At 60.8% G+C, this 26,723-nt stretch carries 16 protein-coding genes and 1 other RNA gene; 8 read left to right on the plus strand and 9 right to left on the minus strand.

Going from position 1 to position 26,723, the window contains the following annotated elements; all coding sequences use genetic code 11:
- The coding region (locus Q0K06_RS08560; protein WP_294551168.1) for an S-layer homology domain-containing protein at nucleotides 1-2,034 on the plus strand (2,034 nt) is incomplete at its 5' end.
- A gap of 203 nt (nucleotides 2,035-2,237) precedes the next feature.
- Here Q0K06_RS08560 and Q0K06_RS08565 read toward each other — a convergent pair.
- The 6 genes from Q0K06_RS08565 to Q0K06_RS08590 all read right to left on the minus strand — a co-directional run bounded on the left by Q0K06_RS08565 (nucleotide 2,238) and on the right by Q0K06_RS08590 (nucleotide 8,354).
- Nucleotides 2,238-2,825 (minus strand): hypothetical protein, encoded by a 588-nt coding sequence (locus Q0K06_RS08565; RefSeq protein WP_294551221.1) that lies wholly within the window; start codon nucleotides 2,823-2,825, stop codon nucleotides 2,238-2,240.
- 217 nt (nucleotides 2,826-3,042) lie between these two features.
- On the minus strand, nucleotides 3,043-3,867 hold the full coding sequence (locus Q0K06_RS08570) for a hypothetical protein (RefSeq protein WP_294551172.1): 825 nt from the start codon (nucleotides 3,865-3,867) through the stop codon (nucleotides 3,043-3,045).
- A gap of 17 nt (nucleotides 3,868-3,884) precedes the next feature.
- Complete coding sequence (locus tag Q0K06_RS08575; RefSeq protein WP_294551174.1) at nucleotides 3,885-5,228, minus strand: hypothetical protein; 1,344 nt, start codon at nucleotides 5,226-5,228, stop codon at nucleotides 3,885-3,887.
- The gene (locus tag Q0K06_RS08580) at nucleotides 5,218-7,005 is read right to left on the minus strand and encodes an ATP-binding protein (RefSeq protein ID WP_365925230.1); all 1,788 of its coding nucleotides are present in this window, start codon (nucleotides 7,003-7,005) and stop codon (nucleotides 5,218-5,220) included. Before Q0K06_RS08580 ends, Q0K06_RS08575 begins: the two co-directional genes overlap by 11 nt.
- A gap of 79 nt (nucleotides 7,006-7,084) precedes the next feature.
- Nucleotides 7,085-7,789 carry a response regulator gene (locus Q0K06_RS08585; protein WP_294551185.1) on the minus strand — a complete coding sequence of 235 codons (705 nt, stop codon included), beginning with the start codon at nucleotides 7,787-7,789 and terminating at the stop codon, nucleotides 7,085-7,087.
- Nucleotides 7,790-7,814: 25 nt separating this feature from the next.
- Entirely contained in the window at nucleotides 7,815-8,354 is a 540-nt protein-coding gene (locus Q0K06_RS08590; RefSeq protein WP_294551189.1) for an NUDIX hydrolase, read from the minus strand.
- 260 nt (nucleotides 8,355-8,614) lie between these two features.
- Here Q0K06_RS08590 and Q0K06_RS08595 point away from each other — a divergent pair, with 260 nt between their 5' ends.
- From Q0K06_RS08595 to Q0K06_RS08615, 5 genes are all read left to right on the plus strand, one after another.
- A complete protein-coding gene (locus Q0K06_RS08595; protein WP_294551191.1) occupies nucleotides 8,615-9,112 on the plus strand; it encodes a hypothetical protein in 498 nt (165 codons plus the stop codon).
- 95 nt (nucleotides 9,113-9,207) lie between these two features.
- Nucleotides 9,208-9,675 (plus strand): SsrA-binding protein SmpB, encoded by a 468-nt coding sequence (smpB, locus tag Q0K06_RS08600; protein WP_294551194.1) that lies wholly within the window; start codon nucleotides 9,208-9,210, stop codon nucleotides 9,673-9,675.
- Nucleotides 9,676-9,712: 37 nt separating this feature from the next.
- Nucleotides 9,713-10,237 (plus strand): peptidylprolyl isomerase, encoded by a 525-nt coding sequence (locus Q0K06_RS08605; protein WP_294551197.1) that lies wholly within the window; start codon nucleotides 9,713-9,715, stop codon nucleotides 10,235-10,237.
- Nucleotides 10,238-10,750: 513 nt separating this feature from the next.
- Nucleotides 10,751-11,096, plus strand: a transfer-messenger RNA (tmRNA) gene (gene ssrA, locus Q0K06_RS08610).
- Nucleotides 11,097-11,322: 226 nt separating this feature from the next.
- The gene (locus Q0K06_RS08615) at nucleotides 11,323-12,030 is read left to right on the plus strand and encodes a LytTR family DNA-binding domain-containing protein (protein WP_294551200.1); all 708 of its coding nucleotides are present in this window, start codon (nucleotides 11,323-11,325) and stop codon (nucleotides 12,028-12,030) included.
- Nucleotides 12,031-12,210: 180 nt separating this feature from the next.
- Here the strand turns inward: Q0K06_RS08615 and Q0K06_RS08620 are convergent, their stop codons facing one another.
- Entirely contained in the window at nucleotides 12,211-13,866 is a 1,656-nt protein-coding gene (locus Q0K06_RS08620) for an ATP-binding protein (protein ID WP_294551203.1), read from the minus strand.
- A 221-nt stretch (nucleotides 13,867-14,087) separates the two neighbouring features.
- Here Q0K06_RS08620 and Q0K06_RS08625 point away from each other — a divergent pair, with 221 nt between their 5' ends.
- Entirely contained in the window at nucleotides 14,088-24,215 is a 10,128-nt protein-coding gene (locus Q0K06_RS08625) for an S-layer homology domain-containing protein (RefSeq protein ID WP_294551206.1), read from the plus strand.
- A gap of 230 nt (nucleotides 24,216-24,445) precedes the next feature.
- Here Q0K06_RS08625 and Q0K06_RS08630 read toward each other — a convergent pair whose 3' ends face one another.
- Nucleotides 24,446-24,607, minus strand: coding sequence for a hypothetical protein (locus Q0K06_RS08630; RefSeq protein ID WP_294551209.1), 162 nt, complete (start codon nucleotides 24,605-24,607; stop codon nucleotides 24,446-24,448).
- Nucleotides 24,604-25,464, minus strand: coding sequence for a LysR family transcriptional regulator (locus tag Q0K06_RS08635; protein WP_294551212.1), 861 nt, complete (start codon nucleotides 25,462-25,464; stop codon nucleotides 24,604-24,606). Before Q0K06_RS08635 ends, Q0K06_RS08630 begins: the two co-directional genes overlap by 4 nt.
- 121 nt (nucleotides 25,465-25,585) lie before the next feature.
- Here Q0K06_RS08635 and Q0K06_RS08640 point away from each other — a divergent pair, with 121 nt between their 5' ends.
- On the plus strand, nucleotides 25,586-26,617 hold the full coding sequence (locus Q0K06_RS08640) for a YeiH family protein (protein WP_294551215.1): 1,032 nt from the start codon (nucleotides 25,586-25,588) through the stop codon (nucleotides 26,615-26,617).
- The last annotated feature ends 106 nt before the right edge of the window (nucleotides 26,618-26,723 follow it).

Consider the following 26,723-nt stretch of genomic DNA (forward strand, 5'->3'; position numbering starts at 1 on the left):
ATGAACAACATCAACGCCAAGGCTACCGACACCCTGACCCGTGACAATGCTGCTCAGATGATCTTCAACGCTCTGTTCGCCAACACTGTCGAGCCCAAGTACGCCTATGACATGGGCACCCAGTACGTCAGCGAGTACACCAAGGGCAACACCCTGGGCTACAACGCTTACGGCCTGGTGAAGGTCACCGCCACTGTAAACGGCATCTCTGACGGCAAGGCCACTCTGACCGACATCAAGCCCGAGGGCGTGACCGGTCTGAATGCTCTGGTCAACAACAAGATCGCCGCTACTCCCGACGTGGTGGGCACCTCCGTGGTTCTGTACGTGAAGGGCACTCTGGGCGCTGACGGCAAGGTCGCCTCCGTCTCCGAGCTGTACTCCACCTCTCTGGCCACTGGCGCCACCGTCGTGCTGGGCACCAGCACCAACGGCGCTTCCATCGCTAATCTGACCACCAAGAGCAACCCCAACTACATCTCTGCTGTGGATGAGGGTGCCAGCTACTTCGTTAACGGCGAATCTGTCACCATCGGTTCTGACGGTAATTACAATGATGTCGCCGCTCTGAGCAAGGCTCAGATTGTTGCCGGCTCCATTGTCGAGTTCATCGACACCGATAATGACAACTCCGCTGACATCGTGAAGATCACCAAGAAGGATGTTGACTTTGTCACCGGCAACGTGACCACTCGCACCAAGGACGATGTGCTCCAGGTCAACATCCCCGGCGTCCTGACTTGGACCGACGCTTCCCAGGTCTCCGGCTATGAGAACCTGGCCAATGGCGACGTGGTTCTGACCGTCAAGGTCGGCACCGTTACCTACATTGAGAAGGCCACTGTTGTCGAGGGTACCATCTCCTCCCGCAACTCCGATAGGACCATTACCGTGAACGGCGCCAAGTACTCCGTCTCTGGCCTGACCGGTACTAACTATGCTCTGGTTGCTGCTGACAAGACCGACTTTGTCAACACCTATAAGTTCTATCTGGACAACGGCTCCAACATCGTGTCCGCCAAGCAGGTGACCGAGGAGACCGCCGACCAGTACGCCGTGGTTCTCGATATCGTCTACATCGAGGGCACCGTCTCCGCCGGTACCACCGCCAAGGGCTATGCCGAGGCTCAGGTCCTCTACACCGACGGCACCACTGAGGTGAAGAAGGTCGCCAGCATTGACGGCAACACTCCTGTCGCGGCTACCACCACCGCTGGCACTGTTGACAGCGAGAAAAAGACCGTCGAGATCAGCACCCGCAACGAGGCAACTGCTCTGGAGAATACGTTCTACACCTACTCCGTGAACGCCAATGGCGCTCTGGTTCTGACCACTGCTGCTAACAGCACCAAGACTGTGAGCGGCAAGGTCGAGTCCGGCAAGCCTCAGTTCTCCGCCGGTACTGCCATCGCTAACTCCGCCACTGTGTTCCTGGTCAAGGCCGGCAATAAGTACTCTGTCTACACCGGCATTGCCAATCTGCCCAACGGTACCGCCGGCAAAAACTATGACGTGATCGATGGCAACAATGGTATTGTCTCCTACGTGTATATGGAGATGACCGTGTCCGGCACTACGGCTACTGATTACGCCTACGTGACCAACTCCGTCTTTGGCACCAGCTACAATCCCGACACCAAGGAGACTACCTACATCTTCAACGCTGTCGTGAACGGTGAGGAGACCACCATCTCCGCCAACGCTACCGCCAAGGACGAGCTGAAGAAGGCCGCCGGTCTGTACACTGTGACCTACACCGACAATGTGGTCACCACTGCCAGCAAGGTGACTGGCAAGGCCATTACCGCTGTGGGCGGCGGTGTGCTCCAGCTGGCTGACACCGATACCGTGTACACCTATGATGCCAACACCGTTGTCTACCTGTTCGAGGACAACGCGCTGAGCTCTGTGGGCACCGGCAATGACCTTGCCGCCACTCCCGAGGGCTACACTGACTCCGTCAGCGTCGCCACGGTCCGCGAGGGTTCCGCTCAGCTGGCTGTTGTGTACATCGTCCGTTCTGTCGCTGGCTAATCCAACATCTAAGCTGTTGAATCCCAGCTGCTAAACGGCATACAAAAACCGCCCCTCTGGTTTTCCCAGAGGGGCGGTTTTCCCTTTTCTGATTTACGTTTCTTCTTCCATCTGCTCCTGCGCTCCGAACCAGTCCACAGGTACAATACGCCGTTCTAACCGCTGCTCACCGCTGAGGGTACACACCAGAACTTCAATCTCCATTACCGCTTCACCCCATAAATCGTAATGACTGCGCCCTTGACAATATTTCCGTTGCCTGCAATCAGGTTCATAATTGTCAGATTTTCAAAAGTTACTCCACTGTAATCTGTAACATAGGCCCGGTAACCGCTATTGGTGGACCCGTAGTTCTCACAGAGAGCGCTAATATATTTGGGGCCACAATATAGGACAATCTTTCCGCTGTTATACCGATTCTCCGCACCAGGATAGCCCAGAGATATCGTTCCCAAATAACTCTGCTGGTATGTTTTCCCGCTTGCACTGAGGTACTCATAATCCTGTTCGCCAGCCGCGTTGTTAAGGCGGATATTCACATTGCCCTGCTTGCTCATGCTCCCCTCCAGGCGGAACTCCACCTCCCAATAGCGTGAGAAATCGATCTCTGTCAGGTCCACGTCCACCTGCTGGGCATCCTGCTGCGTGACAATCTGCCCCAGCTTTACCCGGGACATCGCCTCCTCCACCGCCTCATCAATCTTCCTGTTGTCCTCATTAAAGTCCTCCCGCAGAAACTTGTCCGTGCTCTCCCACTGGTGGAGGCCCAGATGCTCTGTCCCTGTGCTCATGGCACTGCTCCTTTCTTTTGCTTTTGGTTGTGCCCTGTCTGGCCCTTCACTCTATCCCGTCCCGGCGGCATTTGTTGCACATTCCGGGCCATCCCGTTTCCTCTCTCCGTACATCCTGCGCCCTTTTTTCCGCAAAAGCCCCATATCTGTCCCCCAGGCAAAAAGAAACACCCTCTTCCCGCTTCTGCGTGGGAAAAGGGTGTTTCTCTTTTTCTCTTTATTCAGCCTGCCGGACAGTCCCGTCTGTCCCGTCCACATAGAACGGCACTGTATTGGTGGTAATCAGCCATACCGGCTCCAGATTTGCGCTGCCGGTGCTGGACAGGGTGACCTCGTAGCCCGCCGTCATATCGACAATCTCGCTGCACACGTAGCCGCCGTCCTGCACGCCGCTGAGGAACCGCAGCAGAATGGTGGCCACATCCAGGGGTTCGGCGCCCGCCTCCGGCTCAGGTGCGCCCATCAGCCGCTGCCCCCGGATGCTCCGCAGGCTGCCGTTTTCGTAGGTCAGGTCTGCCGTGCTGTTGAACACCGGCGTGCCCTCCCACAGCTGCTGCACCGTCACCACCGCAGTCCTGTTGTCCTGCTCCCGGGTCTCCAGCACCTGGCAGGTATAGCCCGCCTTTTCCAGCAGCTTCTGCCCGTGCTCCGCGGGGGACTCCTTCCCCGCAGTCAAGCCGTCCCCGGAAAAGGTGAAGGAGAACTTGCCGTCGCTGAGAAACTGGCCCTCCCCCTGCGCGCCCGTATAGGTCACCGGTCCCAGGTCGCCCGACTTGCCGGTCTCCCCCAGCAGAGCCTTGGCCATGGCGTCTTCCATAGTTCTGTCCCGCTCCACAGCCATGGTGTGGAAGTCGCTCTCCGGCGGCAGGTTTTCCAGATCCATGTGGATGTTGGCCTTTTCCAGGATTTCCACCGCTCCGGTGCGTGCCTCCTCCAGATAGGCGGCGGATTTCCGCTCCTGGTCCGCCACCAGCACCAGCAGAAACAGGTTCACCGCCAGGAGCATCAGCAGCACAATATTCTTGATTTTGGACCACTCCAAGGCGGTTCACCTCTTTTTCAGGGATTCTGTATGGCGATCCACTCCGCCCGCAGCAGTTCAGCGGTTCCGCTGTCCTCGTAGGCCAGCAGCAGCTCACTGCCCTGAACCTGCTGAGCCGACATGGCCGCGGCGGCCTGGGCCTCGGGCAGCACAATAGACTGCTCGCCCGTATCGGTGTAGCTGCGGAAAAAGAGCTCAAACTCGGTAATCTGGCCGTCCTGGATGATAAAGCGGGCGGCGTAGCCGTCAGCGCCCAGCTCCACGCCGGCGCCGTTGAGGCAATAGCCGTAATCCGCCGCCCACTCGTCCTCACTCATCTGCTCCACGCCGATAAGATAGAGCCTGGCCGCGCCGCAGTGCTGCCCCAGGGTCCGTTCTGCCAGGGGCCAGGTGGCCTGGACCACTGCCGCTGCGTCTGCCGTTTCTCCGGGGACGCCCACGGGGTACTTGGCTTCGCTGGAAGCGGAGGTCTCATAGCGCACGTGCCCGTCGTCCAGGATGCTCAGCCGGTCCGGCCACTCGTTGACAATCAGCCGGTCGCCGCTGCGGTAGCTGTTATTGGACTGGGGATGAAACCCCAGGGCCTCCATCATTTCCTCCCGGTCGCTCTCACTCATCTGGGCCACCGGATTGGCGGTGTGGTACATCTTGGGACTGGCCTGCGTGGCGGCCACCATCACATAGGATGCCAGCTCTGAGTAGCTGGTCTCATAGGCAAAGACGGTGCCGTTGGGGCTGTATGCGGCCGCGGTGGTCTGGACATGGCCCCGAAGGGCTTCCGCCGTGCCGCAGACATAGTACAGGCCGGTGCTCTCATTACTATAATACAGGCGCACGGCCCCCTCCTCCTCCGCCAGCAGGAGCCGCCGGACGCCCACCTCAGGCAGGACCTGATTAACAGCGCCGGACAGCGAGGCAGAGAGCACAGTCAGGGGCACTGCGCCCTGGAAATCGAAATAGATGCCCCAAGCGTTGGAGAGGGCGTTCCGCCAGGCGGCCTCGGTGACCTGGACCGGCGCCTGGGCGCTGCCCAGGGCGTCGCCCAGCAGGCTGGCGGTGGCGTCGAAGAGGGCGTCCACGGCGGTCTGGTCGTACTGTACGCCGTACCGGCCGCCGCTGCCCAGCTGGACCGACATACGCACAGGTCTGGGCTGCATATGTTCTGCTTCCTCGCCGCCCGCAGCGGGGAGCAGGCTTACAGTCTTGCCGTCGAACAGTCCGCTGAACCATCTGCCGTTCCGGCTCGTCAGGCTGCCGATCTGGGTGCGCAGGGTGAGGTATACGGCGGACAGAGCCAGCAGGACAATCAGCACGTCCTTGACGATTTCTATCAGGCGTCTGCGTTTTTTTCTACGCTCCATGTCCAGGCCCCTCAATCTTCAGCTCCACCCGGACAATCAAGCCGGGGCCGTCCTTATCCACCAGGCGGATAACGCCCTCGTGCCGGTCGATAATCTCCTTTGCGATGGAGAGTCCCAGGCCGGTGCCGCCGGACTCCCGGGACCTGGCCTTGTCCACCCGGTAAAACCGCTCAAAGATGCGGGGCCGGTCGGCAGCGGGGATGCCGATACCGTTGTCCTCCACCTCCATCCACACCCGGTCTCTCAGCCGTCCGGCAGAGATGCGGATGCTGCCGCCATCAGGGGTGTACTTGATGGCGTTGGATACCACATTCATCATAACCTGGAGGATACGCTCCCGATCTCCGATGATGTTGGGCATGTTCTCCTCCAGCTCCAGGCGTACGGTGTGACCATGGCGCTGGGCGTCCAGCAGCACGGCGTTATATACGTCCCGGATGGCCCCTTCGAAGGAGAAGGGGGCCAGCTTCAGCTCGCTGTGGCCCGAGTCGAACCGGGACAGGGTGAGCAGATCCTGGACAATGTGAGTCATTCGGTCGGACTCGTTAAGGATGACGCCCAGAAAATTTTTCTCTGTGCTGGGAGGCAGCTCCCCCGCATTGTCCACCAGGGTCTCGGCATAGCTGCGGATGTTGGTCAGAGGCGTGCGCAGTTCGTGGGACACGTTGGCCACAAACTCCCGGCGCATTTCTTCAGTCTTTCTCTGCTCGGTGACGTCGTGGATCACCACCATGACGCCGCCGGCGCTTTCGCTGGAGAAGGGGGCCAGCAGCAGCTCCAGGATGGTGCCGTCAATCTCCCGCTCGCCGTCCAGATAGCCGGGCTGCTCCACAGCCAGCACGGAGGGCAGGGCGGCAATGTCGCCGAAGAGGCTGTCATAGGTCACCTCGTCTCCTCCCACGGGGATGGTCCGGCGGAGCATCCGCTCGGCGGCGGGGTTGCACTGGATGACCGCCCCGTCCCGGGAGAAGGCCACCACGCCGTCAGTCATGTGGAGGAAGAGAGTGCCCAGCTTGTTCCGCTCGTTCTCAGCCTCCTGGATGGTATCCCGCAGCTGCCGGGCCATGTTGTTGAACGTGCCGGTGAGCACACCGATCTCGTCCTTGGAGGCCACCTCGATTTTATGGGAGAAGTCTCCCTTGGCCACCCGCTCGGCGCCGGTGGTCAGCCGCTCAATGGGGGTAATCATCGTCTTGGAGAGCAGGAAGGACAGCAGAATGGAGATAACCAGGCCGAAGGCCAGGGCCTCCAGGATCAGCTGGAAGAGCTGGGCGTTCAGGCTCTGCACTGTGGTCCTGTCGTCCAGAATATAGATGATGTACCGGTTCTCCCCCCGCTGGATGGGCACCGCCACATCCATGTAGTCGGCGGACACGTCCTTCATGTCCCCCTCCCGATTCTGGATGGCGGCGGTGATATTGGGAGTAATGCGCAGATTGGCGCCCTTCTCCTCGTCGGAGGCCGCCAGGCACTTTCCGGTGGAGCCGTCCAAAATAAAATAGTTGCGGTGGCGGTTGTCAATGCCCAGGGCTCCGATGTAGCTCTTGAGCACGTCCTGAATCACATCCACATCGCTCTGGCCTTCGCCGGCCCCGGCCTGTAAATCCCGGGCCAGGGTCTCATTGTCGGCGCGGAATACAGTGTGCATCTGGTCATAAAATTCCGTCAAATAGAAGGCGGACACCGAGTTGACCAGGAATGCCCCCACCACGGTCATCAGCGACACAATGAGCAGCACCATAATGAGCACCAGCTTCATATGCAGGCTTCTGAACACGGCGTCCTCACCTCCTGAAGTAGTGTTGTTCGAACTGTCCCATGGTTTCTCCCTTGCCGGGCTGAAAACTTGGAATCTGTTACGGGCTGAGCAGGTATCCCTGGCCCCGGCGCGTCACAATAATCTGGGGCGCAGCCGGGTCGTCCTCCACTTTTTCCCGCAGGCGGCGGACAGCCACATCCACCGCCCGGACATCGCCCACGTATCCCTCATAGTTCCACACGTTTTCCATCAGAGCCTCCCGGGAGAACACCTTTCCCGGCCGGGCGGCCAGGAACCGCAGCAGTTCGTACTCCCGCTGGGTCAGGTCCAGGGCCTTGCCGTCCTTGTATGCCACCATCAGATCCTGATCCACAGAGATGCGCCCTGCCTCCAGCCTGTTATTGCCCGCGGGCGCGGCAGGCGCACTGCCGGCCATTTCCCGGCGGCGGATATTGGCCTTCACCCGGGCCAGCAGCTCCCGCATGGAGAAGGGCTTTGTGATGTAGTCGTCGGCGCCCAGTTCCAGGCCCAGGACCTTGTCGTTTTCTTCCTCCCGGGCGGTGAGCATAATCACCGGCGTGCTCTTTCCCTGCGCCCGGATATTGCGGCACACGTCAAAGCCGTTCATCTTTGGGAGCATCAGGTCCAGCAGCACCAGGTCGGGGTCCTGCTCCAGCGCCAGCTGCAGTCCGGTCTGGCCGTCATAGGCCTCCATAGTCTCATACCCTTCCCGGCCCAGGTTGAAGCTGAGAATGTCCACAATATTCTTCTCGTCTTCCACAATGAGAATGCGTTTCTTCATGACTGCCTCCTCTGCGGGCGGTCCCTCACCGCCCCAACAGCACCTTTGCCTTCAGTACCGCCGCCACTGTCTTGGCGTCGGAGATCTCGTTGTTCATAACCTGCTCCACCAGCTCTTTGAAGGGCACCTTAATCCGCTCCAGGAATTCCCCCTCGTCGGGGTGGCAGGCGCCCTGCTTCAGCCCCCGGGCCAGGTACATGTGGAGCACCTCAGTGGAGAATCCGGGGGAGGTGTAGAGGCTGCCCATATAGGTCAGCTCCTCAGGCTCCAGGCCCACCTCCTCGCTCAGCTCCCGGAGGGCGGCTGCCCGGTGGTCCTCCGGGCCGTCCAGCTTGCCGGCGGGCAGCTCGGTGATCACCTTTCCGAAGGGATAGCGGTACTGCCGCACCAGGGTCACCATGTCCTGGTCGTCCAGAGGCAGCACGGCCACGCCGCCGGGATGCTCCACCACCTCTCTGCCCGACTGATGCCCGTCGGGCAGCTCGATTTTATCCACCTTGAGCGTGACAATGCGTCCCCGGAAAATCTCCCGGCTCTCCAGCGTCTTTTCCGTCAGTTCCATCATGAATCGCCCCATTCATCCAAAAGTGTCAAGTATCGTATGAAATCATCGGGCACAGCTCAGGCTATGCCGTCTGTTTCTGATTTCCGCTATTATACCATTATAGCATAATCCCCATTTCCGCGCTACCCCGTAGAGGCTTCTTCCAGTTCCCCCAATCATTACAGCTGTTCGCCGCCAAGGGTGGCCGCTATAATGGTGTCCGTGATATACGGCCCGTTTTAGGGCTTATCTTCTGTTTATCGCAAAAGGAGGACTGCCTTGTGACCATCCAATCCATCGGCGCCGGCAGCGCGGTGCTGTACATCACCGCGGCAGATTTGAAGGAGCGGGGCCTCACGCCCGCCCAGCTCACTCTTGAGGGGGCCATGGAGCTGGCCCGTGCCGCCTTCGCCCGGGAGGGTATGCCCCTGGAGGGCCCCATTGAGATTGAGGCCTACCCGGAGGCCTGCGGCGTGCTGGTCTTTGCCCGGGTTGCGCCGCAGCCCCGGCAGTGGTTCTCCTTCTCCGGCTTCGAGGAGCTGCTCGCCGCTGTCCGGGCCCTGCCCATCCTGTGCCAGGACAGCGCCCTGGCCTGGCTGGACGGCCGCTTCTGGCTCTCCCTCCCAGGCAGTGAGCGGGGTATGGCAGCCTGCCTGTCGGAGTTCGGCCGCACCGAGGGCGCAGGCGCCCACCCAGACGCCCGGCTGGCCGAACACGGCTGTTCCATTCTGGAGCGCGATGCCCCTGCTGTGCTTCTGCGCCATTTTCCCGCCGTCTGAGCTCTTGACAGATATGGTATAATACTTTCACAGTGGTATTTGCGCCGTCTTTCCGGCGCACACCGCCATACCCGCCCGGAAGGAGGTGCGGCCCTGTGGACCAGAAGGGCATTAAGATTATCTCCAAGAACCCCAAGGCCTACCACGACTATTTCATTGAAGACAAGTATGAGGCCGGCATCGAGCTCTGCGGCACAGAGGTCAAGTCGGTCCGCCAGGGCAACGTGAACCTGAAGGACGCCTTCTGTATCGTTAAGGACGGGGAGCTGTCCGTGGTGGGGATGCACATTTCCCCCTACGAACAGGGCAATATTTTCAACAAAGACCCCCGCCGTACCCGCCGCCTGCTGATGCACAAGCGGGAAATTCTCCGCCTGTTTCAAAAAACCAGGACGGACGGCTACTCTCTCATTCCGCTCTCCCTCTATTTCCGCAACGCACGGGTAAAGGTGGAGGTAGGCCTTGCCAAGGGCAAAAAGCTCTACGACAAGCGGGATGCCGCCGCTGCCAAGGACGCCAAGCGCGAGATGGATCGGGCCATGAAGTCCCGGGGCGGCTACTGAGATAAATTGCTTCCATAATGGAAAGGAGATGTTTCCAATGGCTCAGAATCCTCTGGTTACCATTGAGATGGAGGACGGCGGCAAGATGGTCGCTGAGCTCTATCCCGACGTGGCTCCCAATACGGTCAACAACTTTATCAGCCTGGTGAAGTCCGGCTTCTACAACGGCCTGATCTTCCACCGCGTCATCCCCGGCTTTATGATCCAGGGCGGCTGCCCCGACGGCACCGGCATGGGCGGCCCGGGCTACACCATCAAGGGCGAGTTTGCCCGCAACGGCGTAAAGAACGACCTGAAGCACGACCGGGGCGTGCTTTCCATGGCCCGCGCCATGCACCCCAACTCCGCCGGCAGCCAGTTCTTTATCATGGTGGAGAAGGCCCCCCACCTGGACGGCGACTACGCCGCCTTCGGCAAGGTCATTGAGGGCATGGATGTGGCCGATGCCATTGTCTACGCCGACCGGGATGTCCGTACCGACCGTCCCCGCAAGGATCAGCGGATGAAGTCCGTGACTGTAGAGACCTTCGGCGTGGACTATCCCGCCCCTGAGAAGGTCTGATTTCTCTCTTGTTTTCATTCCGGCGGGGCTGCCCGCCCCGCCGGGTGAAATATTCTCTCTGCCCACCGGCAAGTGAGAATCCTCGAAGAACAATCGTCGTTATTTTCTCTTTCTCCCTCTTCCCATGGAAGAATGATGGTACCGTTTCCCCAATCCAGACGAAGGCCATTGAAGCGGGTTTGTCCGGAGCCGAGGAGTTGTGGAACAAGTCAGCTTTGCCGTTTACGGTCAAGCGAGTGCTATGGTCCGACGCTCTGTCCTTTGTTTCCTTTCCCTGTCCAGACGAAGCCCAGCGAAGCGGGTTCGGCTGGAAGAGGAGGAGCAGCGGAATGAGTGAGCTTTGCCGCTTACGGTCAAGTGAGTGCTATGGTCCGACGCTCTGTCCTTTGTTTCCTTTCCCTGTCCAGACGAAGCCCAGCGAAGCGGGTTCGGCTGGAAGAGGAGGAGCAGCGGAATGAGTGAGCTTTGCCGTTTACGGCGAAGCGAATGATATGGAGCTTGCTCCGACGACATGGGGGCGTACTGGTTTCGACGGGGACGTAGAGGCGGGAATAGCGGGCGGTGGCGCCTGACCACCTTAAAACGGGCAACTTATAAATTAAAGAACGACGACAACGTAGTTCTCGCCGCGGCTTAACGCGGCCGTCCAACCTGGAAGGACCACGGTCCGGGATTGGGCGTCGACGAGTGGTGCACGTGTGTGCGCAAAGCTTTGAGCGCACCATGAACAATGAAGCTACCAAGCCCCTGAGTGTGACGGCTCACGCCTGGGTAAGGGAATGTAAATAACCGTCTGCGCCCGGAGAAGTTCCCGTTGAAGCGTTTTCGGACAGGGGTTCGACTCCCCTCGCCTCCACCAAAAGAGAGCCAGACGAACACTAGTGGTTCGTCTGGCTCTTGTTCGTATAGGCGCTCCCCCTGCTCTGCCAGCTCGTCGCAGGCGTTGCATTGCTTACGGCCCGCGTTTCATTCGGCCGCAAAATTTATAGAATAAATTTCCCGCCAGGTCAACCTTCTGCTGCTCTTGCAGAGGCCACAGGCCGGTGGTACAATAATGGAAAACAATTCCTGAGGGGGGATGCCCAATGTATCAGCTTGCCATCTGCGAGGATCAGGAGGAGAGCCGGGAGGCTTTGTGCGCGCTGTGCGGCGATATTCTGGATGAACTGGAGACAGCGCACACCGTCACCGCCTTTCCCAGCGCAGAGGCGCTGGAGTCCGCTCTGACGCACGGGGCGTCCTTTGATCTTCTCTGCCTGGACATTATAATGGACGGCAAGAGCGGCATGGAGCTGGCACGGGAACTGCGGGAGTATAATGACCAGGTCAGCATTCTGTTCATTACCAGCAGCGAAACCCATCTCAAGGAGGGCTACTCCGTCCGCCCGCTCCAGTATCTGTTCAAGCCGGTGCGGCGGGATGAACTGGAGGAGGCGCTGAAGACCGATCTGCGTCTGTACCATCAGCCCCGAAATCTGAGCCTGCGCTCCGCCGGGCAGACAGTGGTACTGCCGCTGAGTGACATTCTATATCTGGAGAGCCGAAACCACACCCTCGATGTGTGCACGGAGAAGGGGCGGCAGACCTTCTGGATCAGCCTGTCGGAGGTGGAACGGCTGCTGCCGCCCGGCCGCTTCTGCCGCTGCCATAACAGCTATTTGGTGAACATGGAGCACATCAACCAGATCGGGCGGCGGGAGGTAACGCTGTCCAACGGGGTGAAACTGCCTGTGAGCCGCAGCTGCTACGAGGCTGCCCAGGACCAGTTTGTCCGCTACCTGAACATCAAATAGACGAAAAACTTCTGTGCGTGCTCTCACGCGCGCTGCACGCACTGGCCAACTGCAGCACCGGCGGCGTTTTGCGCATCATTTTGCTGCCCCCCAGGGGGAAAGCCGCGATGCAGTTCTGTTTTGCTGTACAAAGGGCCCGACCGCCGGCAGAAATGCCGGCGGTCGGGCCCTTTGTTCATTTCACTGCACTTTCAGGGCAGTCTGAACCGTAAAATGCTCCCCGTCGTAGTCGATGTCCAGCACGCTCCGATATTTTACCGCAATCTCCCGCATCTGAGCCAGGCCGAAGCCGTGGCTGCCTGTCTCTTCTTTGGTGGTCAGAAGATTTCCCGCCTCATCCGTCCTCAGAGGGCCGGTATAGGTGTTCCGGCACCACACCGCCAGGAAGCCCTGGGTCAGCTTGAGCTTACAGTGCACCTCCCGGGAGCGGGGCGGAGCCACCTTCGCGGCGGCCTCCAGGGCGTTGTCCAGCATGTTGAGCAGCAGGGCGCACAGATCCCCCTCGTCCACCTTCAGCTCTCCCGGCACCAGAACCTGGCAGCGGAAGTCCACCCCCAGCTTCTCCGCCTGATAGGCCGCGTTCTGCAAAATGGCATTGATGGCGGGCTGTTCCGTATAGTTCTGGGTGGACAGGCGCCCTAAATCTCTCTCCAGCGACTCCAGCTTCTGCTCCAGCCCGGCCAGATCTCCCTTCTGGAGCAGCAGATGCAGGGCCACCAGCTGGTTATTCCACTCGTGACGGAGGGCGGCAGTCTGTCGGTTTTTGTCTGCGGCCTGCTGGTAGTTCTCCAGGGTGAGGCGGTACTTGACCTGAGCGGCCCGGGCCTGAGCCTGGCTCTGGATAATGCTGCGGACCAGGTCCAGGGCGGACAGCAGGACGCATACCAGTGTCAGCCACTGGGTCAGCCAGTAGGCAAGTCCGTCATAAATGCCGTGGTGCACCAGATCGCTCACCGCCGTACACAGGTACTCGGCCAGATAGCCGTCCCCGGACAGGGAGAACAGAAATGCGGCCAGCAGGGCGGCGGCGCTCCACAGCGTAATCCAGCCGAAGGACCGCCAGAAACTTCTGCGGCGGTTCATGGCCAGATAGGCCAGCAGGGCGAGAACCGTCAGAAGGCCGAGCCCCGGCCAGGTACAGATGTCCAGCAGAGGCCGGGGGAGAAAATAAGCCCCGGTGCTCTGGGACAGGCGGTATACCGTCAGCCCCATGGCGGCCAGAAGCAGCGGCAGCAGACTCCAGTCCGGCCGGCCCAGCGTCACGCTCAGCAGAAACAGCCCCCACACCAGCACCAGGGCCAGGGCGGCGGCCCCTGCGGGTATAGCGGTCAGATTGGCGTAGGCGATGTCAGAGGCCGTGCTGTATGTGTCATCCATCAGGCGGAGCAGGGGCGGGAAAAGCCCCGGCCCGGCCCCCACCGGGCGCACATCCATGACCAGCGTCTCTCCGCCGCCGGCGGGCAGGGAAATCTGGGTCTGTCCCTGGGCCAGGCCCTCCGCCGCGGCATCAGCAGCGAGGCGGAGCAGCGTCTTTCCGTCCATCTGCACCGCCAGTTCCAGGCCGGAGATCTCGAAAAGCAGCCGCAGCTCCGCCTGCCGCTCCGGCAAAGTGGTGGAGAGACGGTAGTACTCCCCCTCCTCCAGCTCCGGCAGCGGCTCCAGTGGATCAAAGGGGCGCTCCGTTCCCTCGCTTTCTCCCGACACCACAGCGGCAAAGTCCCACTCCAGATACTGTGCGCTGCTCTCCGCCCGGGTGAACTGATGGAGGAAGAGAAGCAGAGCGGCGCACAGGAGCAGGAACGCCGCCGCACACCCTATTTTTATGGCACGCTTCACAGGGCCACCTCCTTCTTGTTTAATATTAATCCATGCCAGACGGCGGGGCAAGCTCCAACAGCCCGCATCTCGAAAATGACCACTTTTACCGCGTAACTTGCACAGCGGATCCAGCCGGTTTTTGATACAATAAAAGCGAAAGATGCGGCCCTATCCCGTTGAGCAGGGCGGAACGTGCACGGGGCCGGATTGCAGAGAATGTCTTGAAGGAGGTACGTGAAATGAGAAGATGGGGAAAACGAATGCTGTCCCTGTTCCTGGCCTTTATTCTGACGGTCATGCTTGTGCCCTCCACGGCCCTGGCTGCCCTGGGGGATCTGCTGCGCAACGACCCGGCGTACAACCAGGAAATTCTGGACGCCCTGCGCCAGATCACCGGGGACGAGGCGGACGCCGAGGCGTACTACGCCCTGCTCCAGCGGTACAATCTGCTGGACGAGGACGGCAACGCCGTGGAAAACTGGTCCGTCACCCTGGACGGAGAGGAACTGACCCTGGACGGGCTGCGGGAGGTCCTGGCCGGGGACTACGACCCGGACAAGCTGGTGTGGGTGGACGGCACCGCCGTCACCCTGGGTAATCTGGACATCATTCTCCAGATTGAGGACTACATTGCCTACATCAGGGACACCTATTTCTCCGGCCAGACCTGGACGGAGGAGGAGCTGGCCGCCCTGGAGAGCCTGCGGGAGCAGGTCAGCAGCAGCGGCATTGAGATTCTGGCCCCCGAGGGGGCGGCGGCCGGCTTCACTAGCCCCACCGGCACCAATCACGATGCCCGGGTGTCCATTCGGGGCGGTTATGCCGGCGTCAAATATTATGATTCTACCGGCGGTGGGAATACCTCCACCAACTATTATTATTTCCCTATCATAAACCTGACCGGGGCGGAGCCGGGGCAGAAGGTCACCTTTATGCTGAACATCAGCAGCAGCCTCACCAATCACCGTACGGTGGAGGTGGAGCTGACAGCGGACGAAACAGGAGAAGCCTCCATCAACACGGAATATGATGGTCAAAGTTACACTACACTTTATGACGCAATTTACCGCGGAGAAGATCTGTTCCAGGTCAGCGGTTACTTCTGGACATATAGCTTTACCATCGCCACGAACGCCCCCGTGTACTTCCAGGGCTACGACATTGAGGGGGCCCTGTTCTCCAATGGGAAGGATACCATGGTGGTGTCCACCACCGGCAGCCAGGAGAGTGTGTCCGCCTATACCGAAAGCGCTGAGGTGACGGGCAAGCTGGCGGCCACCAGTGAAGATGCCGACAAAAACCAGAATATTACCACCGATACATCGATTGTTCTTCAGCTTGATGGCGCGCTGAAGAAAAACCTCGGCTCCGGCGTCTATGACAGCGCGGTGCTGGAGGTGACCGGCCTCGGTGATATAACCGTGTGGGCAGACTATGACGGCGAAGACGGCAGTGGCTGGGAATATGCTCCGGTGCTGACCGATCGGGATGCGTCCGTTGGGTATTATTATCCGAGCGGGGATGGATTTTTGGGCCACCCCTGGTTTCTTTTCGGGCAGTTTGGAAAGTATTTTAATCTGACAGGCACCTACGGCTCGGCCTCCATCCCCGGCGGCCCCTATGGGATGCCGTTCCATACGGAGGTGCTGGGCCCGGTCATTTTTAACGGGCATGAGGTTGAAGGGGATGAAAACAGCGTCTGGGCCATGGTGTCCACAAACGAAAGCGACGACCCCAATGAGGATGATGTCTATCAGGTCTTCGACTGGGAGAACAAATATGCCCCCCTGGATAACGACCAGATGTCAGGCAGCAACGGGATAACGGTCAGCCTGGATCCCAACAGTAAGATCTGGTCGGTGGCAAGGGGCGACTCAAGTATATATATGAAGGAGTCTGGCGGCAATACTTACGGCTATCTGCTGGAGGAGTACAACTTTACCGATGTCGCCTTCACCCTCCACCTGGACAACCGGTTTCCGCCGGAAGTCCAGTCCGTCACCGCCCCGGCGGGGGAGTACTACCCCGGTATGGTGGTGCCCATTGTGGTGAGATACTCCGAGATGGTCAGCCCCGAAGGGGCGTACATCACCGTCAACGGGACGGACGAGCGGGTCTACGCGGCGGACGAGGGCGGCTACAGCCGCTGCCTCACCTTCCCCTATGAGGTGAAGGAGTTGGACAACGCCTCTCTGCGGGTCACCGGCTTCTCCGTCACCGACATCGCCGGAGACTCGGCCAGCGGCAGCAACATGAACGAGGAGCTGACCGGCGTCAGCCTGGTTACTCCCGTCCCCGCCCACGCCTTCGGGCAGCTCTCCGCCCAGGTGGCGGACGCTCTCACCGCCCCCAGGCTGGTGGTCTCCCTGCCTGTAAAGGACGATGATAAGATGACCGCCTGGCTGGCCTCCAGCCTGGTGCCCCTGGAGGGCGGCGCCGGAGGCGAGCAGTTCCAGACCGTCACCGAGGCTAAGGACGGCATGACCCCCGTCTGCATCATTACCGACGCCGACGCTGACGGCACACCGGAGTCCTATCCCCTGGTGGCGGACAGCCAGTCCGTGGCCGGCGCCACCCTTACCGCCTCCATCGACCTGCCCATGAACACAGACGGCGCGGACAAGACCTGGTCGGCGGAGCTGTCCGTAGGCGGCCGGGTGGTGCTGGACAACTGCGCCGCCGCCGTTCAGAGCGCCGCCGCCTTTATCACAGGCGATGATCTGTCGGCCGCGGTGTCCGTGAAGCAGTCTGACGGGACTGGAGACTATAAATATGAGAACCCGGAAAACCCGGTAATCTACGTCCAGGACAACCCCAAAATCACCGCTTCCTTTGCGCTGGCGGAAAAGGACTTCTCCTTCGGCGACACTTCCCGCGTCACCACCTACCAGCTCAACGAGAATGGCAGCGGCTATGCGCTGGACGGCAGCAGCGAAAAAATTCTCGTGGACAGCAGCGCTCACTTTGTCTGGTGGAGCAGCGACCCCGCCGTTGCCAACATCGACGCCAAGGGCGCTGTCACTCCCACGGGCAGCAAGGCGGGCTCTGTGAAATTCTACATCACCGCCCTCAACGGCGGGGTGGCGGGCAAGGCCGTTACGGCGGAGACGGAGGAACTGACCTTCGGCGTGGGCCTGACCCCCTTCCTCACCATCCCCACGCAGCAGTACACCGCCCTGGCTGGGCAGAATGTGTCCATCTACTGGTCCAGCAACCTGTGCGACAAAAACGGGGAGACCCCCACCGCCTTTGCCGTCAAAGTCACCCGGGGGGCCGAGACCGTCTATGAGACGACGGTGACCGGCAATGCCGCCGCTCCCGCCGCCAGCGTCACCATCCCGGCCTCGGTGCTGGAGTACCATTATACCGCCGGCGGCAGCAACATCTTTACCGTCACCGTCAGCTCCGCCTTTGAGGGCGTGACGTACACGGCCGCCACGGTAATTGACCTGTCCTCTCCCCCGGCCACGGTGTCCCTGGACTCCCTGGGCAGCTACTACCTGTCTGACACGGCCGCCAGCGTGCCCATTACCTGGCGCATTGACAATTTTGACCAGAGCAAAGCAGGCGCAGAGTACAAGTTTGAGGTTCTGCGGGGCGATACGGTGGTTGACACGGTGACCTCCGTCAATACCGGCGAGTCCGGCGTAGTGACAGGCAGCTGCAGCCTGCCCATCACCGACGTGCAGGCCGGCGGCAGCCCCACCAGCTACCGGGAGATCTATACTGTAACGCTGGAGGCAAAAAATGCCGCCGACAGCACCTGGAGCCGGGACTCCTTCCTGCTGTATGTCTATGACAACGACGCCCTGAAGATCTGGGTGAACGGCAAGGAAGCGGGGGATAAGCTGGTCATGTCCAACGTGGATGCCATCCGCGACATGGATCAGGCCGACATCCTGGCCCTGAAGCGGGACATCTACCTGAAGGACATGATCTCTGTCAACTACGGCGAGTACGCCTGGGCCGAGGTGGCCGACCAGATCCAGTGGGCCTCGGACAACAATAGCGCCGTCACCGTCAACTACCAGCAGGGCACTCTGTACGAGGACATCCGCAACTTCTCCTATGTCTCCTACCGGCCCACCACCGAGCTGGGCCTGTCCGGCGTGGGGGAGGGCACGGCCACCGTCACCGCCGCCCATAAGCTCACCGGCATTGATGACAAGCTGGACGTCACTGTAGAAACTCTGGAAAACCACCTCTACCTCTTCCAGTGCTATCCCCAGGCAGAGACCACCCTCACCTTCCGGGAGTACGCCGACGAGGCCCGGACCCGGCTCATGCCCAGCGACACAGTCGTCACCTCCGACAGCACCGGCGCGGCGGCCTACTTCTCCGAGTACGGCATCGCCAGCGATGTGTACTGCACGGCCGAAGTGACCGAGGGGAAGGATACCTACACCTACCTGGGCACCTTTTACCAGTCCCTGCTGGAGACCGGCGAGGGCGACTGGACCAAGCTGGAGCGCTACCCCTGCAACACCCTCCAGCTCCGCCGGGCCGCCTATGCCTATGTCTACCTGAAGAATGAGGACGGCACCCCCTATACCGGGGAAATTACCTTCTATGGCGGCGTGTACGTCAACAACGAGTACAGGAAGAACGCCAGGTTTGCCCTCAACAGTTCCGGAGAGGTCAGCCTGTCCGGCAGCGACCCCCAGCAGGTAAAGCTGGGCTCTGACGGCAAGTTGGAGGTCACTATGGACCAGACCCAGTGGGATCTGCCTGACAACGGGGTTACCTCCAGTGATGCCGTGACTTACGCCTTTCTCATTGAGCGGAGCGGCAGCGATTACTACCCTCTGCTCATCGAGATCAACGCCTCTGCCAACCAGGACGCCTATGTCAGCAGCGGCGAGGCGGTGGTGAACTTCCAGGCCAACTCCGCCGGCGGCAAGCGCCCCTATGTGGCCGCCCAGACCACCTGGCAGCCAGGGTATACCGGCGAGCGCTCCATTCTGGGCAGCACCTGGAGCGTAGGTCCCAGCGACAGCTGTCCTGAAGCCGTGGTGCGCACCACTGTGCTCTGGTGGAACGGCGAGACCTCGGAGACTCCGCCCCAGTCCCTGCAGTTTTATACCGACTCCCGCGTGGCCATCGCCGACGGGGCCGGGGAATCCTCCATTGACAACCTGTACTACCCCTTCTCCCCCTACCCCATCACCCGCTATACCGTCACTCTCAACCGTGCCAGCATGGAGGGCATGCTGGGCAGCGGCGAGAGCACCGGCGTGAGCCTGGAGTACTACGCCGACGGCAAGACCCTGTCCCGCAAGGAGACCATGAGCTTCCAGCTGTGCAACATGCTGGACGTGGGCCGGCCGGAGGAGGACCCCCTGGACGGTGCTTCCAGCATTAAGGAGCAGCTGGCCGACATGGGCGGCGCCATCGGCGTCAAGCCCGGCCAGCTCCACAACGGGGACCAGTATGTCCAGGCGGTGCTGAATCTGGTGTCCGACGAAGACTATATCACCGGCGGCTCTAAGTTCTTCCAGATTCAGCTGGCACCCACCACTGACCCCACCAAATTCCTGGGCTTTATCCAGGTCAATGTGAGCAACATGGACGAGAATGTGGCCGGGGTTCAGGCCGATCCCGAGGCCAACAGCCAGAAGCTGAGCGTGGGTCCGGGCAAGGATGAGCTCATGTTCCTCACCGCTCGGAAAACCCTGAACGAGTACAAGGACGGCATTCGCAGCGAGTATAACTCCGCCAAGAACGGGGAGGATCTCCGCAGCCTCAGCGCTCGTCTGAGCGGCTATGCCGAGTCTCTGATCTACTATAACTTCCAGGCCAAGAAGTGGGAAATTCAGATCCTGGACGGCGGCTTCGGCGTGGGCGGCGGCGTCAACTGGTCCTGGTACTGGAATATCATGTGCGGTCCGGTGCCCCTGACCTACTCCCTCAGTGCCGGCGCCTCTGTCAGCATCAGCATGGACGCCCTGGCGGTGTCCTACTACGACACCGCCACCCAGGAGAGCGGCATCGGCACCGACTTCCTCACCGAGCTGCGTGCCTACCTGTATGTACGCTTCTTTGCCGGCGTGGGCATCGACTACTCTGTGGTGGCCTTCAAGCTGGGCGTGTTCGGTCAGCTGTCCATGGACGTGCAGTTCCGCTGGCTCAACCGGCCCTATATTGACGGATTTGACAGCACCATCCACAACGTGGCCGACGGAAAGAATGACGAGGTTCTCAACGCCAACCGTCTGAAAATTGATGGGCAGATCGGCATGGAGATCTTCATCAAGCTTCTGTTCATCAGCTACGAGAAGATCCTCTTTTCCACCGACTTTACCCTCGCAGATATGTATAACCCGGAGACCTGGAACGGCATTGAGGACAGCTGGGCGAAGAATCAGGCCGCCCTTCGGGACACCATCAGCGATTTGGTCAGTGCCGGGGCCATGTCGGTCAACAGTCTGCCCACCGGCGGGCAGGCCCTCACCCTCAACCTGGCCCCCACGCTGGAGAGCCGGGACTACCTGGACGGCGAGGAGCGGGTATGGATGTACGGCATTGCCGCCACCAACGCCCTGGACAGCGTAAGCGGCCTTGCCGGCCTGGAGAGCAATACCTACCCCTATGCCAACCCCATCGTCTCTGACGACGGCTCCATCGTGGTCTATCTGTCCGACATGGGCAGCGACAGCGTGGAGGATACCCGGGCGGTCTTTGCCACCCGGGACGCCGGCGGCGCCTATGTACCGGGGAATGGCGGCACATCCGGCCCTGTGGCCATCTCTGAGGGCGGCTATGGCGACAGCCAGCTGAGCCTGTCCGGCGGCGGGGACTTCGCCGTGTCCGCCTGGGTGCGGGAGACGGTAAGCCTGTCCAAGGACGCCGGCGCGGTGCTCACCGACCAGGACCAGATGATGCAGCTCAACGGCACCGACGTGTACGCTGCGGTCTATACGGACGGCAGCTGGACTGCCACCCCGCTGAGCAGCAACGGCGAGCCGGATCTGGCCCCTGTGGCCGCGGCGGCCAATGGGAAGGCCATCGTGGCCTGGCGGTCTGTGGCCACTACGGGCAAGCAGGTGTCCGGCGAAGACGGCGCCGCCTATGCCAACCTGGTCGACTTTGACCAGAAGGACACCATCGTATACAAAATCTATCTGGGCGACGGCAAGTGGAGCGATATGTTCACCCTGTACAACGGCACCTCCGGCAATGTGAAGGGCATCGTGGCGGACATGCTGTCCGACGGCACCGCCGCTGTGGCCTATACCCTGGACACCGACGGGGACGACAGCACCACCGCCGACCGGGAGATTGTCTACGCGGTCATTGATACGCAGGGCAATGTAGTACGCAGCGTCCAGGTCACCAGAGACGCCTATCTGGACGAGAACCCCCAGCTGACCTCCGTCACCTTCCCCGGTTCTGACGAAGCGCGCTTTGTCCTGGGCTGGTACACCGAGCAGTCGGTGTCGGCCGACAGCGCCTCCGCACTGGACGGCGGAACGGGCAGCGCCGACGAACAGCTGAGCACCTCCGACATCCGCCTTATCGACTTTGACGGGAGCGGCGTGGCCGGCCAGCTGCTGCCCGACTCCATCAGCCGGGTGGCCTCCGACGCCGACGTGTCCATCACCTCCAACTTCCGCTTCACCAAAAACGCGGATAAAATCACCGATCTGTCCATCCTCTGGGTGGAGCGGTACGAGGGCGAGCCGGAGGCCCTGAAGGGCCAGAGCACCACAGGCGGCGGTGAGGAAAATCCGGATCTGTCCACCCTGGCCGCCGAGCGGGACGTGCTCAAAGGCGTCAAATTCTACACCTACGGTGAGAAGAACGAGCTCATCCGCTTCACCAGCGCCATCGATGTGGCGGAGATGGATAGCGGCACCCTGATCGACCACTTTGACGCCTATGTCAGCGACCGCGCCGCTAATGAGATCAAGGCGGTCATCCTGGGCACCACATATGGCGCAGGCAAGGGTACGGAAAACCGGATTGTCACCCTGGCCGACGGGGAGACTGAGGTGAAGGTTACGGTTCCCACCCAGACCACCCAGATGTATACCGCCACTGAGACCTATCAGGATAAAATCGCGGTGTCCAACCTGCTGGCGGACTATGAGACCGTCCGGCTGGGCGCCGCCACCCAGATCCGCTTCACCGTGGAGAACCAGGGCATCCATGCCATCAGCAGCCTGGATATCCAGGTGGGGGATGTCATCACGCCCTACACCGGCCTGAACCTGCTGCCCGGCGACAGCGTCCAGCTGTACGCGGACTACACGGTGCCGAAGAGCGGCGTAGAGGACCCCGCCTATACGGTGACCGCCCACTTTGACGAGCGCACCGGCGCCGCCGGAAGCGCCAAAACCGAGGAGGTCCTCTACCAGGGCCTGCTGCGCAATACCACTCCCCTGAACCAGGTCAGCGGCACCGTCTATCTGGATCTGCCTGACGTGGAGATCACCGACGCCAGCATCGTCAGGGAAGAGAACGGTCAGCGTACCATCCAGATTAAGCTCAACAACCACTCCGACGCGGTGGTGGACCAGTCCGGCCGCAGCGTCCGCCTCAGCTTCTACACCGACGCTACCTGTGAGAACCCCATCCCGGCCAGATATTTTGCCGGCGGAAGCGGCGATGAGGGCTACACAGTTACCATCAGCGACGCTGCCGGTCTGTCCATGGTGGATGAGGGCGGCTACTCCCTCCAGGTGACCTTCAACATTGGAGAATATGTCAAGGGAGACAGCGGCGAGGTCCGTGAGATCCCGGAGAACGGCGTCACCATTTATCTGAAGGCCGAAGTGCTGGAGGACAGCGAAAGCGATGGCTCTCTCCTGAGCTGGCTTCTCACCCTGGGCGAGCCTGCCGGCGAACCCATCGTTCTGGGCGAGCCCACCTCCTCTGACAACTATGCCGCAGTCACCTGTGACAACCTGAGCGTCCGCACCGGAAAGGATGTGTCCATCGACAGCGATTTCAGCATGGAGGGGGGTACCACAACCGTCCATGTGACGCTGCAGAACACCCGTCTGAACGGGACCACCACCGGCAACGTGATTGTCACGCTGCTGGATGAGAGCGGCAATGTGCTGGAGCAGAAGCAGAGCTACGGAACCGGCAGCGGTCTGATCACCCTGGGCGCCGAGGAACGTAAGGCCCTGACCTTTACCTTCGAGCAGGCTGGCGCGTCCGCCGTGGTGACCTACTCCGACCTGATTCTGGAGGACGAGGGAGCGGACAACGCAGAGCTTGACAGTCTGACCTTTACCAATATCCCCGGCATTACACTGGACAGCTTTGTGGAAGACCCCGACCAGCCCGGCACTTATCGCACCTCTGCGTCCACCTTCAATCTGACCTTCACCGGCGTGGTCGCCTCCTCGGCCAGCGGCCGTGCCCAAATCAGCCTGAACGGCAGTGCAGGGGGCGGCAATGTTCTCGGCGAGACAGTTCCGCTGACGCCCGGCGAAGTGAGCACCATTACAATTACGGTCACATCCGGCAGCGAAGCCGCCAAGACCTATATTCTGACCGTGAATAACGGCGCGCCGTCCGCCGGCGGCAGCACATACTGGTCTGTGACCGTACAGGACACGGAACAGGGCTCTGTTACGGTGAACCCCACTCGGGCGAGCCAGGGGACTGCTGTGACCATTACCACAGCGCCCGACGACGGCTGCCAGGTGGAGCGCGTCACCGTCACCACCGGGAGCGGCCGCGAGATCCCGGTTACGCGGACGCAGGCCAATACTTACACCTTTGTCATGCCCGCCGGTTCTGTGTATGTGAACGTGCAGTTTACAGAGGCGGGCGCCCTGTGGAACAATCCGTTCACCGACGTGTCTGCAGACGCCTGGTACTATGATGCGGTGCACTATGTCTGGGAAAACGGTCTGATGAACGGCACCAGCGCCGCCACCTTTGAGCCCACCGCACTCACCAGCCGTGCTATGAGCGCCACCGTTCTCTGGCGGCTGGAGGGCAGCCCGGTGGTCAACGCCCTGATCCCCTTCGACGATGTGCCCGAGGGCCGTTGGTATTCCGAGGCGATCCGCTGGGCGGCCAGCCAGGGCATTGTGGACGGCTGCGGCAACGGCCTCTTCCTGCCGGACGACAGCATCACCCGGGAACAGATGGCCGCCATTCTCTTCCGCTACGCCCAGTACAAGGGCATGGACACCGCCGCCTCTTCGGAGTGCCTGAGCGCCTTCCCCGACGGCAGCCAGGTCAGCGGCTGGGCCCGCTCCGCCATGAGCTGGGCTGTGGAACAGGGCTTAATCCAGGGCACAGGTTCCGTGCTCAATCCTCAGGGCGGCGCTTCCCGCGTGGAGACCGCTGCCATTCTGATGCGTTTCATTGCACTGGCCTCAGAATCATCCACTGCGGCCGGCTGAATCCCCCTCCCCCATCCGGGTTGGGAGGCCTTGCCGGATTTGTCTTTGACATTCCGCTGACGCGGTCAGCGAAGTTCTTCCCTTTTCATGTATCCCTGCGCCGGCTTAGCCAGGCCTGTTATCTTCCGCGCCGTTAAAACGCCGGACGAAAGCATCACCGCCGCCAAATTCCTCTTTCTCGGGAATCTGGCGGCGGTGATGTTATGTTTATGTGCAGCTAAATTCTGTGGTTACTGGCCGGCGGTATTGGCGGCCTTCCGGGCCTTCAACTTCTGGCGGCAGATAAAGTGGGCCGCGCACAGTCCCAGCGGCGCCGCATTCGCCACGCCGCAGAAGTCTCCCCTTTCTTCCGTATCCTTGCCATATTTTTTCTTCTGAACTGTCTTTTTCACGCCAGCCAGCCGGCCCATTCCCGGGCAAACAGGTTGTCCTTCAGACAGGCGAAGTAGAACGCACCGCTCATAGGCGCATCCGCCAGATCAAACCGCGCCAGAGTTCCTTGGGCCAGCTCCCGTTCCACTGCGGGGGCATACAGGAAAGACACGCCCAGTCCATCCACAACCAAGGACTTGATTGTGGAAAAGTCGCTGATGGTGGACACTTTGGAAAAGCTGCGCAGGGTACGGTTCTGTCGGCGCAGGGCTTCTTCAAAGATGGCCCGGGTGCCTGAGCCCATCTCCCGGATAAGAATCCGCTCCTGTTCCAGCTCCTCCATGGCAGCCGCCCGGCCGGCCAGCCTGTGTCCCGGCGCACAGACGCCGAAAAATTCCTCCCGGCGGTACAGTCTGGTCTCATACCTGCTCCGTTCAAAAAAGCCCTCCACCAGCACAAAGTCCAGCCGCCCCGCCTCCAGAGCCCGGAGCAGCACCTGGGTGTTGTCCACCATGAGGGAGAAAGAGGCCTCCGGGTGTTCCCGCAGAAATCGCTCCACCTTGGGGGCGATGACGAACTCGCCGATGGTCTTGGAGGCCCCCACCCGCAGAGACACCGGCGCGGGGACCGCCATGGCCTCCTCCGCCTTTCTGCTGTTATAGGCCAATGAGCGGGTGTACTCCCGCAGTCTCAGCCCGGCCTCGGTCAGCCGGAGCACCTTCCCCTCGTAGGAGAAAAGGCGGCAGCCGTAGTGGTCCTCCAGGTAGTGGATGTGGTGGGTCACCGCCGGCTGCGTCAGGCAGAGCCGTTCTGCCGCCCGGGTATAGTTCATGGTCTCGCACAGGACAAGAAAGGTATTCCATCGGGAGTCCAGCATAGCGCATCACCTATTATTTCAGCTTATGGAGGCATTACAAATCTTCATTTCATTTTATCGCTCTTTGGGGTTATAATCAAGGGCACTCAACGGAATACAAGAAAGAGAGAGAAATCCATCCATGAATTTTGTCAAACGAATTGGGCCCGGTCTGGCGCTCTGCCTGCTCCTCTCCATCCCCAGCTGGCTGCTGGGCCGTCTGTTCCCCGTGGTAGGCGGGCCGGTGTTCGCCATTCTGGCCGGCATGCTGGTGTCCCTGGTTCTGAAGGATCGGACCCGCTATCAGGCGGGCATTGCCTTCACCTCCAAGAAAGTTCTTCAGTACGCAGTCATCCTGCTGGGCTTCGGCCTGAATCTGTCGGAAATCGCCAAGGTGGGCGCCAAATCTCTTCCCATTATCTGCACTACGGTCTCCATGTCCCTCATCATCGCCTTTCTCATTCGGAAGTGGCTGAAGATGCCCAACAACATCTCCGTGCTGGTAGGCGTCGGCTCCTCCATCTGCGGCGGCTCTGCCATCGCCGCCACCGCCCCTGTCATCGGCGCGGACGACGAGGAGATCGCCCAGTCCATCTCCGTCATCTTCCTGTTCAACATTCTGGCGGCTCTGCTGTTCCCGACTTTGGGCGGAGTGATGGGCATGAGCAACGAGGGCTTCGGCCTCTTTGCCGGCACTGCCATCAACGACACCTCCTCCGTGACTGCCGCCGCCTCCACCTGGGACACCCTTCACGGCACCAACGGCGCGGTGCTGGAGTACGCAACCATTGTCAAGCTGACCCGCACCCTGGCCATCATCCCCATCACCCTGGCTCTGGCCTTCTGGCGTACCTGGCAGGTCAAGCGGGGCGGGGCCGTCTCCAACGGCTCCTTTGACCTGAAGAAAATCTTCCCCTTCTTCATCCTGTTCTTCGTCCTGGCCTCCATTGTCACCACAGTCACCACTATGGCGGGGGCTGACCCTGCACTGTTCCAGCCCTTCAAGGCCCTGTCCAAGTACTTCATCATTCTTGCCATGGCGGCCATCGGCCTGAACACCGACCTGGTCAAGCTGGTCAGAACCGGCGGCAAGCCCATCTTCATGGGCGTCTGCTGCTGGGCGGGCATCACCTGCGCCAGCCTTGTCATGCAGCACCTTCAGGGCCTGCTGTAAGGCCGCGGCGGCGTCCCGCAGCGCCGTATGTCACAACCTCCGGCTAAGCCGGAGGCTTGATTAAGCCCTATAAGGGCATAATACAGACAATACCCCTAAAGGGGGC

It is taken from the genome of uncultured Pseudoflavonifractor sp., from assembly GCF_944387805.1.
Lineage (GTDB): Bacteria > Bacillota > Clostridia > Oscillospirales > Oscillospiraceae > Pseudoflavonifractor.

Excerpts from the sequence above, each read along its gene's own strand:
- Q0K06_RS08565 (WP_294551221.1), bottom strand. The coding sequence starts at position 2,825 with ATGAGCACAGGGACAGAGCATCTGGGCCTCCACCAGTGGGAGAGCACG.
- Q0K06_RS08575 (WP_294551174.1), bottom strand. The coding sequence starts at position 5,228 with ATGGAGCGTAGAAAAAAACGCAGACGCCTGATAGAAATCGTCAAGGAC.
- Q0K06_RS08585 (WP_294551185.1), bottom strand. The coding sequence starts at position 7,789 with ATGAAGAAACGCATTCTCATTGTGGAAGACGAGAAGAATATTGTGGAC.
- Q0K06_RS08590 (WP_294551189.1), bottom strand. The coding sequence starts at position 8,354 with ATGATGGAACTGACGGAAAAGACGCTGGAGAGCCGGGAGATTTTCCGG.
- Q0K06_RS08605 (WP_294551197.1), top strand. The coding sequence starts at position 9,713 with ATGGCTCAGAATCCTCTGGTTACCATTGAGATGGAGGACGGCGGCAAG.
- Q0K06_RS08615 (WP_294551200.1), top strand. The coding sequence starts at position 11,323 with ATGTATCAGCTTGCCATCTGCGAGGATCAGGAGGAGAGCCGGGAGGCT.
- Q0K06_RS08625 (WP_294551206.1), top strand. The coding sequence starts at position 14,088 with ATGAGAAGATGGGGAAAACGAATGCTGTCCCTGTTCCTGGCCTTTATT.
- Q0K06_RS08635 (WP_294551212.1), bottom strand. The coding sequence starts at position 25,464 with ATGCTGGACTCCCGATGGAATACCTTTCTTGTCCTGTGCGAGACCATG.
- Q0K06_RS08640 (WP_294551215.1), top strand. The coding sequence starts at position 25,586 with ATGAATTTTGTCAAACGAATTGGGCCCGGTCTGGCGCTCTGCCTGCTC.